This window comes from Kitasatospora sp. NPDC036755 (genome assembly GCF_040636595.1).
Lineage (GTDB): Bacteria > Actinomycetota > Actinomycetes > Streptomycetales > Streptomycetaceae > Kitasatospora.
The window spans coordinates 1-8,628 of record NZ_JBEZUT010000358.1; the positions used below are offsets into that span (position 1 = coordinate 1).

The 8,628-nt window shown below is 76.1% G+C and carries 7 protein-coding genes and 1 pseudogene; 6 read left to right on the forward strand and 2 right to left on the reverse strand.

Features of this window, described 5'->3' with window-relative positions; genetic code table 11:
* The coding region (locus AB0E96_RS34865) for an ATP-binding protein (RefSeq protein ID WP_359829809.1) at positions 1-1,421 on the reverse strand (1,421 nt) is incomplete at its 3' end.
* 545 nt (positions 1,422-1,966) lie between these two features.
* Here AB0E96_RS34865 and AB0E96_RS34870 point away from each other — a divergent pair.
* From AB0E96_RS34870 to AB0E96_RS34890, 5 genes are all read left to right on the forward strand, one after another.
* On the forward strand, positions 1,967-2,902 hold the full coding sequence (locus AB0E96_RS34870) for a class I SAM-dependent methyltransferase (protein ID WP_359829810.1): 936 nt from the start codon (positions 1,967-1,969) through the stop codon (positions 2,900-2,902).
* On the forward strand, positions 2,886-3,593 hold the full coding sequence (locus AB0E96_RS34875; protein WP_359829811.1) for a GNAT family protein: 708 nt from the start codon (positions 2,886-2,888) through the stop codon (positions 3,591-3,593). The genes AB0E96_RS34870 and AB0E96_RS34875 overlap by 17 nt, the downstream gene beginning before the upstream one ends.
* A gap of 84 nt (positions 3,594-3,677) precedes the next feature.
* Positions 3,678-4,091 (forward strand): hypothetical protein, encoded by a 414-nt coding sequence (locus AB0E96_RS34880; protein ID WP_359829812.1) that lies wholly within the window; start codon positions 3,678-3,680, stop codon positions 4,089-4,091.
* Positions 4,092-4,108: 17 nt separating this feature from the next.
* Positions 4,109-5,398 (forward strand): histidine kinase, encoded by a 1,290-nt coding sequence (locus AB0E96_RS34885; RefSeq protein ID WP_359829813.1) that lies wholly within the window; start codon positions 4,109-4,111, stop codon positions 5,396-5,398.
* Complete coding sequence (locus AB0E96_RS34890) at positions 5,395-6,003, forward strand: response regulator transcription factor (protein WP_359829814.1); 609 nt, start codon at positions 5,395-5,397, stop codon at positions 6,001-6,003. The genes AB0E96_RS34885 and AB0E96_RS34890 overlap by 4 nt, the downstream gene beginning before the upstream one ends.
* 99 nt (positions 6,004-6,102) lie before the next feature.
* Here AB0E96_RS34890 and AB0E96_RS34895 read toward each other — a convergent pair whose 3' ends face one another.
* Complete coding sequence (locus AB0E96_RS34895) at positions 6,103-7,092, reverse strand: alpha/beta hydrolase (RefSeq protein WP_359829815.1); 990 nt, start codon at positions 7,090-7,092, stop codon at positions 6,103-6,105.
* Between the two features lie 323 nt (positions 7,093-7,415).
* Here AB0E96_RS34895 and AB0E96_RS34900 point away from each other — a divergent pair.
* A pseudogene (locus AB0E96_RS34900) lies at positions 7,416-8,628 on the forward strand (hypothetical protein); the annotation flags it as partial.

The following is an 8,628-nucleotide window of genomic DNA, read 5'->3' on the forward strand; positions in this document are numbered from 1 at the left end:
CGCGCGGCCCCGCGGTAGCCGCCCCGGGGCACCATCGGGCGGCTCCGCCGGCGCTGCGGCAGACCGTTGGGCGTCCACTCGGTCACGATCACCTCGTCGTCCCCGGCGCCCGGGCCGGAGGGCCCCCAGGGGTTGGTCGAGCCGTAGGAGGGGCCGACGCCGGCCGAGGTCGTCCGGGTGCCCCACGGGCGCCCGGAGGCCGTGTGCCGGGACGGGTTCGCGGGCAGCGGGCGGGGGCCGGAGAAGGCGCCGATGCCGTGCGCCCGCCCGGTCGGCGGCGCGGTGGTCAGCAGCTCCTGCGGCACCACCAGCACCGCCCGCACGCCGCCGTACGCGGAGCGGCGCAGCGAGACCTGGAAGCCGTACGCCTGGCAGAGCCGGCCGACGATGGCGAAGCCCAGCCGGGGGGACTCGGTGAGGTCGTCGAAGTCCTTGGAGACCATCGCCTCGCGGATCGAGCGCTCGGCGCGGAACCGGGCCTCGTCGGTGAGGCCGAGGCCGCCGTCCTCGATCTCGATGGCCATCCCGCTCTGCACCTCGGAGGCGCTCAGGTGCACGTGGGTGTGCGGCGGGGAGTAGCGGGTGGCGTTGTCGAGCAGCTCGGAGACGGCGTGGATCAGCGGTTCGACGGCCGGTCCGGTCACCGAGATCTGGGCCACCGGGTGGAGGTCCACCCGCTGGTACTCCAGGATCCGGGACATGCCGCCGCGCAGCACGCTGTAGAGCGCGATCGGGCGGGTCCACTGGCGGCCGGGGCGGGCGCCGGACAGGACGGCGATGCTGTCGGCCAGGCGGCCGGTCAGCGCGTTGCCGTGGTCCAGGCGCAGCAGGTCGTCGAAGACCGCCGGGTCGTTGCCGTGCCGGTCCTCCATCTCCCGCAGGTCCTTGGCCTGCCGGTGGATGATGGCCTGCACCCGGCGGGCGATGTTCACGAAGGCCCGCTCGGCCGAGTCGCGCCGGCTGACCTCGTCGTCGACGGCCTTGGCGACCGCCTCGGCGACGGCCACCAGGGAGCGGCGGAACCTGGGCGAGACGGGTGCGTCGCTCTCCTCCAGCGGGCGGGTCAGGACGTCGAAGGAGTAGCCGTACCGGGCTCCGGCGACCACCCGGCGCATCTCCAGCCGGGCGAGCCGGTCCAGCTCGTCCTCCTGTGCGGCCAGGCGGCGTTGCCACTCCTCCACCTGCCGGGCGTGCAGGTCACGGGACTCGCCCAGCGCCCGCCCCCGGCGGGCCGACTCGGCGGCCACCACGGCCACCAGCACGGTGCCCGTAGCTCCGCACCACAGCACCCCGGCCCGGGCCCCGGCGGACACCGCCACCGCGGCGACCGCCACGGCCGCCGCCATCACGGCCGTCGGCAACAACCAGCCGAGCAGGGGCGCTCGGCGCCGTCTGGCGGGTGACGATCCAGCTCGAAGCATTCAGCATCCTCAAACGATCGGAACAGTACGGGGAAACGGGGGGACCGGCTCCGGAGGCGTGGTGGTGCAGCATAGCCAAGTTCAGGACATCCTGACCGAAAGTCAAAAATACCGTCCCGCAACCGACTTGTGGCAATCTATCGGGCAACCCCGACATTTCGCACACCAGTCGCAGCCGGGAGCGGCCGCCGCCCTCCCACCAGGCTTCTCGCCCCGCCGCCCGCGCGCCGCCGACCCGCTCCGGATTCGCTCATGCGAAGGGTTTCCTCGCCAAGTCCCCGAACTTCGCGCCGAGTTCGTGCTACGTACGGCGACTCCGGTCAACCGGCAACGCGCCAATCACCCGGACGGGGATCCCCGGTCACACCCGGCACGCCGCACGGCGTCGGCCGGTGCCGGCGCGATCATCCGTGCCGAGTGTCGCTGGATCGAGGCGCCGGCCGTGCCGCGGGCGGGGCGTGCGCAGGGTGCTGAGGGCAACATCTGTTGCCTGTAGTGGCAATGGTTGTTGACGTTGCCGTCGACGGTCCGTACAGTGCCGGGCCATGGACATGGGCGATCTTGGTCGGCGGGTGGCGGAGGACGTGGCCGGTGGGGGCGGCGTCGACGGGCTGCGGAGGTTGTCGGGGGTGATCGAGGCGCTGGAGGAGCGGCGGACGGAGCTGGTGGAGGAGCTGCGGCGCGGGCGGGAGGCGACCTGGGAGGAGATCGGGCGGGCCTGCGGGATGACCCGGCAGGGGGCGACCAGGCGGTGGGCCGGGCGGCTGCGGGCGCGGTCGTTCGGGGCGGCGGTGGACGCGTACCAGCACGGGCGGCCGGGCTATCCCCGGGCACTGGTCGGTTCGGCGGTGCCCCGGGAGGCCCGCAGGGTGCTCGATCTGGGCGCCGGGACGGGCAAGTTGACCGCGCTGCTGGTGGAGGCGGGCCTGGACGTGGTGGCGGTCGAGCCCGACGAGGGGATGCGGGCGCGGCTGTCCGCGGCGGTGCCGAAGGCGGCCGTCCGGGCGGGCTCGGCCGAGCGCATCCCGCTGCCCGACGACAGCGTGGACGCCGTCGTGGTGGCGCAGGCCTGGCACTGGTTCGACCCGGCGGCCGCGCTGCCGGAGATCGCCCGGGTGCTCGCCCCCGGCGGGACGCTCGCGCTGGTGTGGAACGTCCGGGACGAGTCCGAGCCCTGGGCGGCCGCCCTGGGTCTGCTGATGCACCGGTCGACGCCGCCGCGGATCGACACCCTGCCGCTCCTGCCGGCGCCGTTCGGGACACCCGAGCGGCTGGAGATCCGCTGGGAGCACGCCACCACCCCGGCGGGGATCGTCGACATGGTGGCCTCGCGCAGCTACGTGATCGCGCTCCCGGAGGACGAGCGGGTCCGCCTGCTCGCCGACGTCGAGCAGCTGCTGGCCACCCACCCGGACCTGGCCGGCCGAGAGGAGATCGCCCTTCCGTACGTGACGAGGTGCACCCGTGTCCGTCTCGGTTGAGCGCTCGGCGGCTGACCAGGCGACGGCCGGATGCCACCCGGCTGACCACGCGACGACAGGGTGCCCGACGGCGGACCGCACGACGGCCGGGCGCGCCCCGGGGGCCGTCCGGCTGCGCCCGCTGGGCGTCGTGGACGCCGTACCGTACCGGGCCTTCCGGCTGGCGGCGCTGCGCGAGACACCGAGTGCCTTCACCTCCAGCCACGCCGAGGAGGCCGGCAAGCCGCTGTCCGCGACGCTGGACCGGCTGGCCGCGGCCGAGGCCGGGCCGGGCGCGCTGATCGGCGCCTTCGACGGCGCGGGTGAACTGGTCGGCACTGCCGGGCTGAAGGTGCCGCGCCGCAGCCAGGAGCGGCACAAGGGCACGCTGTACGGCATGGCGGTGGCGCGCGGCGCCGGTGGGCGGGGGATCGGCCGCGCGCTGGTGCGGGAGGTGCTGCGCACGGCGGCGCGGGACGGCGGGCTGCGGCAGGTGCTGCTGACCGTCTCGGAGGGCAACGAGCGGGCCCTGCGGCTCTACACCGCCTGCGGCTTCGAGGTGTGGGGGCGGGAGCCCCAGGCCGTCGTGGTCGACGGGCTGGCCGTCGCGAAGCTGCACATGGTGTGCCTGCTGGACGCCGAACCGGCGGGGGAGGAGCCCCGGGCGTTCACAACGGCCCCGGACGGCGGCCCACCGGCAACGGTCCCGTGACGGCGGCCCGCTGACAATTGTCACGGCGGGCCGGTGCGCGAACACACTGCCCCGGTCGGCGGGCCGACGACCAGCATGGATGCCATGACCTCCACCGACCTGCAGCACCCCGACACCCGTCGTGCCTTCCGTACCGTGAGGTGGCTCGTGCTCGCCTACCTCGGCCTCAGCGTCGTCACTCTGGCGGCCGCCCTCGCTCTCCGCGACCACCACGCGATGGTCAACGCGCCGGTGCTGGTCCGCGGCACCATCGTCGTGGCCAGCGCCCTGTTCACCCTGCTGCTGACCGTCCGGGCCGCCAACGGTTCCCGCGGCGCGTTCCGGCGGCTGCGGATCGTCTCGGCCGTCATGCTCGTCGCCATCGTCGCGATCATCGCACTGCCGGGGGCTTTCCCGGTGTGGATGAAGATCGAGCAGGGGGTCTGCGGGCTCGCACTGCTGGGTGTGGCCGCGGTCGTCAACGGGCGGCACCTGCGTAGCCTGTTCGCCGGGCTGTGAGGACGGGGGAGACGACGGTGAGCGAGCACGACCACTCCGGCGGAGGCCGGCGGAGCGCGGGCCGGGCGTTCGCGCCCTCCGCCCGGGAGCAGGGCGAGGCGAGCCCCGTCAAGCGCTGGGCCCGGGGGTGGCGCCGCCTCCTGCTGGGCAGCGGGATGATGGTCTTCCCCGCGCTCACCGCCGTCGCCATGAGCGGTACCGTCTCCGGGGCGGCCGCGGTCGCCGGATACACCGTGGTCGTCGCGTTCGGCCTCTGCCACGTGCTGCTGGCCCTCGCCCTCGGACGGGGCCGACGGCGCTGGGCGGGGCCGCTGCTCGCGGTGATGACGCTGCTGTTCCTGGCCGTGCTGCCGTTCGCCCACGAGGCCGCGTTCTTCCTCGCCACCGTGGTCGTCTCCGCGGTCGCGATCCAGTGGCGCCAGCACGCCGCCAAGGTGATCGCGGCCGGTACGGCGGCCGCGTTGCTGGTGCCGTGGGCGGTGCGCCCCTGGCACACCGGGCCCGGTGGATTCCAGGCCCTGGCCCTGCTGTTCACCTCGCTCACCTGTGTGGCCTTCGCGGAGATCGCCGCCACCAACGAGGCCCTGGTCGCCGCCCGCGCCGAGGTGGCGCGGCTCGCCTCGGAGGCCGAGCGCAACCGGATCGCCCGGGACCTGCACGACCTGCTGGGGCACTCGCTCACCGCGATCACCGTCAAGTCCCGCCTCGCCCAGCGGCTCGCGGGCAAGGACCTGGAGCACGCGGTGGCGGAGATGGCGGCCGTGGAGACGCTCTCCCGTCAGGCGCTGTCCGACGTCCGCGCCGCCGTCTCCGGCTACCGCGAGGTGACGCTCGCCGGTGAACTCGCCCGGGGCCGCGAACTGCTGCGCGCCGCCGGGGTGGTGGCCGACCTCCCGACGGCGGCCGACGCGGTCGCGCCGCGGGAGCGCGAACTGTTCGGCTGGGTGCTGCGCGAGGGGATCACCAACGTCGTCCGGCACGCCCGGGCGGAGCGCTGCTCGGTGCTGCTCACCGCGACCTCCGTGGAGATCCGCGACGACGGAACGGGCGCCCGGAACGGAACCGGCGGAACGGACCGCACGGGCGCCGGCAACCGGCCGGGCGACGGCAACGGCACCGTCGAGGGCAAGGGCAGCGGCACCGGCGGCGGCAAGGGCCTGACCGGCCTGCGGGAACGGGTCGCCGCGGCGGGCGGTACGGTCGAGGCCGGCCCGCTCGACCCGCGCGGGTGGCGGCTGCTGGTGACGGTCCCGACGGGCGCGGCGCCGGCCGGCAGTCCCGACTCCGCCCACGAAGGGACGCCATGACGATCCGCCTGCTGCTCGCCGAGGACCAGGAGCTGGTCCGCACCGCGCTGCGCACCCTGCTCGACCTGGAGGACGACTTCGCGGTGGTCGCCGCCGTCGGCCGCGGCGACCAGGTCGCGGAGGCGGCCCGGGAGCACCGGCCGGACATCGCCCTGCTCGACATCGAGATGCCCGGGCTGGACGGCCTGGCCGCGGCCGCCGTGCTGGCCCAGCAGGCGCCGTGGTGCCGGGTCGTCATCCTCACGACCTTCGGCCGCGCCGGCTACCTGCGCCGGGCCATGGAGGCGGGCGCGGTCGGCTTCGTGGTCAAGGACGCCCCGGCCGAGGTGCTCGCCGACGCGATCCGGCGGGTCGCGGCGGGGGAGCGGGTGGTGGACCCGGAGCTGGCCGCCGCCACCCTCGCCGCCGGCGCCTCCCCGCTCACCGCCCGCGAGCGCGACGTGCTGAACGCCTCGCGCTCGGGCGCCGGGGTGGCGGAGATCGCCGCGAAGCTCTACCTCTCCGAGGGGACGGTGCGCAACTACTCCTCCTCGGCCATCGCCAAGACCGGCACCCGCAACCGCGCCGAGGCCCTGCGGGTCGCCGACGAGCGCGGCTGGCTCTGACCGGCGGCCCGGCCCGGCCCCGGTGCGGCTGCGGTGCGGCCTGGTCTCGGCCTCGCTGCGGCCGGGCCCGGTGCGGCCCGGCCCCGGTGCGGCCCGGCGTCACCCCTGGAGGACGCGTCGCAGCCAGCGGGTGCGGGCCTCGTGGGCGTCCCGGCTGACGGCCGCCCCGGGGGCGAGGGTGTCGAACCCGTGGCAGGCGCCCGGCCACACGTGCAGCTCGGCCTCCCCGCCGGCCCGCCAGATCGCGTCGGCGTAGGCGACGGCCTCGTCCCGGAACGTCTCGGCGGACCCGACGTCGAGGTACGCCGCGGGCAGTCGGCCCAGGTCGGTGGCGCGGGCCGGGGCGGCGTACGGCGAAAGGTCGGTGACGCCGTACCGGTCGCCGAGCAGCGCCTGCCAGGCGGTGGCGTTGGAGGTGCGGTCCCAGGTGTCGTGGCCGGCCATCTGGTGGCTGGAGAAGGTGTCGCCGCGGTCGTCGAGCATCGGGCTCAGCAGCAGCTGGCCAACCGGCGCGGGGCCGCCGCGGTCCCGGGTCAGCAGGGCCAGGGCCGCGGCGAGCCCGCCACCGGCGCTCTTGCCGCCGATGACCACGCGCCGCGCGTCGATGCCCAGCGGGCCCGCGTGCTCGGCCGCCCAGGCGAGCCCGGCGTAGCAGTCCTCGACGGCCCCGGGGAAGCGGGTGCGCGGCGCCAGCCGGTACTCGACGGACACGACCGCCAGGCCGAGCGGCAGCGCCCAGCCGTGCAGCAGCCGGGGCAGCACGGACCACGCGTTGCCCGTCACCATCCCGCCGCCGTGCAGGTAGTACAGCAACGGCAGTGGTCCGCGGACCCCGGCGGGCCGCGCGCTGACGAGCGTGATCTCGCCCTCGTCACCGGTCCGCGGCACGCGCAGCTCCGTCACCTCGAACCGTCCGCCGTCCCGCAGCTGCTCCACCGTCGGGCGGGGCCGGGCCGCAGCGTCCTGCTCCTGCCAGGCCGCCAGCTGCTCCGGGAGGAGCACCTGCCGCGCCCGGTCGCCGGCGGCCGCCAGCGCCGCCCGCACCTGCGGGTCCAGCGGGGGAACCCGCCGAACCGTCGATCCGTCCATCACCGGCACCCCCTTGTCGCTGGGCGCCCTCCGGCGCCCGACCGGGCCAGCTTGCCAGCTCCACCCGAGCGCCGGCCCACCCGTACGGCCGGGCGGCGCCCTTGAACCGGGCCGGGGCCGGCGCCGCCGCGCACGCGTCGCCGGACGTCGACCCGTTCGACGCCCCGGTCTGCCTGGGCCGGGGCCCGCTCCCCGTAGGCGAATTCGGAGGAGCGGGCCCCGGGTGTTTCCTCAGGGTGCCGGGAGCGTAACCCGGGGCACTGACAACTCCCCGGACAGCCCGGCCCGGCGGCTTGTCGGCCCCGCCTGCCAGGATCGCGGCCATGGATCCCATCACAGCCCTCACCGGGCTCGACGACCACCCCTGGGCCGCCCTCTCGCACGCCTACGGCAGCGCCGAGGACCTGCCCGCACTGCTGCGCGCGCTCGCCGAGGGCGAGGACGGCGCGGCCGAGGAGGCGCTCTCCGAGCTGTACGGCACCGTCCTCCACCAGGGCACTGTGTACTCGGCCACCGTCGAGGCCGTGCCGTACCTGGCCCGGATCGCCGCCGCCGGGCGCCGGCCGGCGGAGCTGCTGGGCCTGCTGGGCGCAATGGCCGAGAGCCAGGACGAGTGGGAGGTCGCCGACGGTGCGGTCCGGGCCGCCGTCGTCGCCCAACTCCCGCTGCTTCTCCCACTGTTGGCCCATCCGGAGGAGGAGGTCCGGCTGGCCGCGGGCTGGGCCGTCGGCCACACCGGGGACGGCGCGCTCGCGCCCGCCGCGCTGTGGGAGCGCTGGGCGGTCGAGGAGAATCCGGACGTGGCGGCCGAACTGCTCGTCGCCCTCGGTCGGGTGGACCTCGGCGCGGCCGCCGGGAAGGCCAGGTCGCTGCTCGGCGGGGAGACCCCGGTGCCGCTGCGGCTGGCCGCGGTCCTGGTCTGCCTGCGGAACGAGGAGCGCTGGGAAGCCGCCCTCCACGCGGCCGTACTCGGCCTGCTGCCCGCCCGCGAGCTCACCGTCGACCGCTACAGCTCCGACCACGAGGAACTGCTGTGCGCGGTCGTCGACACCCTGCTGGAACGCGACACCGACACCGACCGGGAGGCGGCCCTCGCCCTGCTGGAGACCGCCCTCGGCGACCCGCGCCCCGAGGTGCAGTCCGAGGCGCTGTGGGCGGCCGACCACGCCTGCCACGTCTCGCGCCGCGCCCCGGCGCGGCTGGTCCCGGCGGTCGCCCGGCTCGCCGCCCAGGACCCGGCGGCGAGCCTGCTGGCCAAACTCGGACCGCTCGCCGCCGAGGCCGCGCCCGCACTCGTCGAGCTCGCCGCCCGGCCCGACGACCGGGCGGCCGACCAGGCCCTCGCCGCCCTCGTCCGGATCGCCCCCGGGCAGGCCGTCCCGCTGCTCGCCCGCGACCTCGAACGGCGCCCGCAGGCCCGCCGGGCCGCCGGCGACGGCCGAGCCGGTCGACTCCAGCTCCGGCACGTGCCCGGCGTTGGGCACCGAGACGAAGGCGCTGCGGCGGAACTGGGCCGCGGACAGGCGGGAGTTGACC

Excerpts from the sequence above, each read along its gene's own strand:
- AB0E96_RS34880 (WP_359829812.1), top strand. The coding sequence starts at position 3,678 with ATGACCTCCACCGACCTGCAGCACCCCGACACCCGTCGTGCCTTCCGT.
- AB0E96_RS34870 (WP_359829810.1), top strand. The coding sequence starts at position 1,967 with ATGGACATGGGCGATCTTGGTCGGCGGGTGGCGGAGGACGTGGCCGGT.
- AB0E96_RS34890 (WP_359829814.1), top strand. The coding sequence starts at position 5,395 with ATGACGATCCGCCTGCTGCTCGCCGAGGACCAGGAGCTGGTCCGCACC.
- AB0E96_RS34895 (WP_359829815.1), bottom strand. The coding sequence starts at position 7,092 with ATGGACGGATCGACGGTTCGGCGGGTTCCCCCGCTGGACCCGCAGGTG.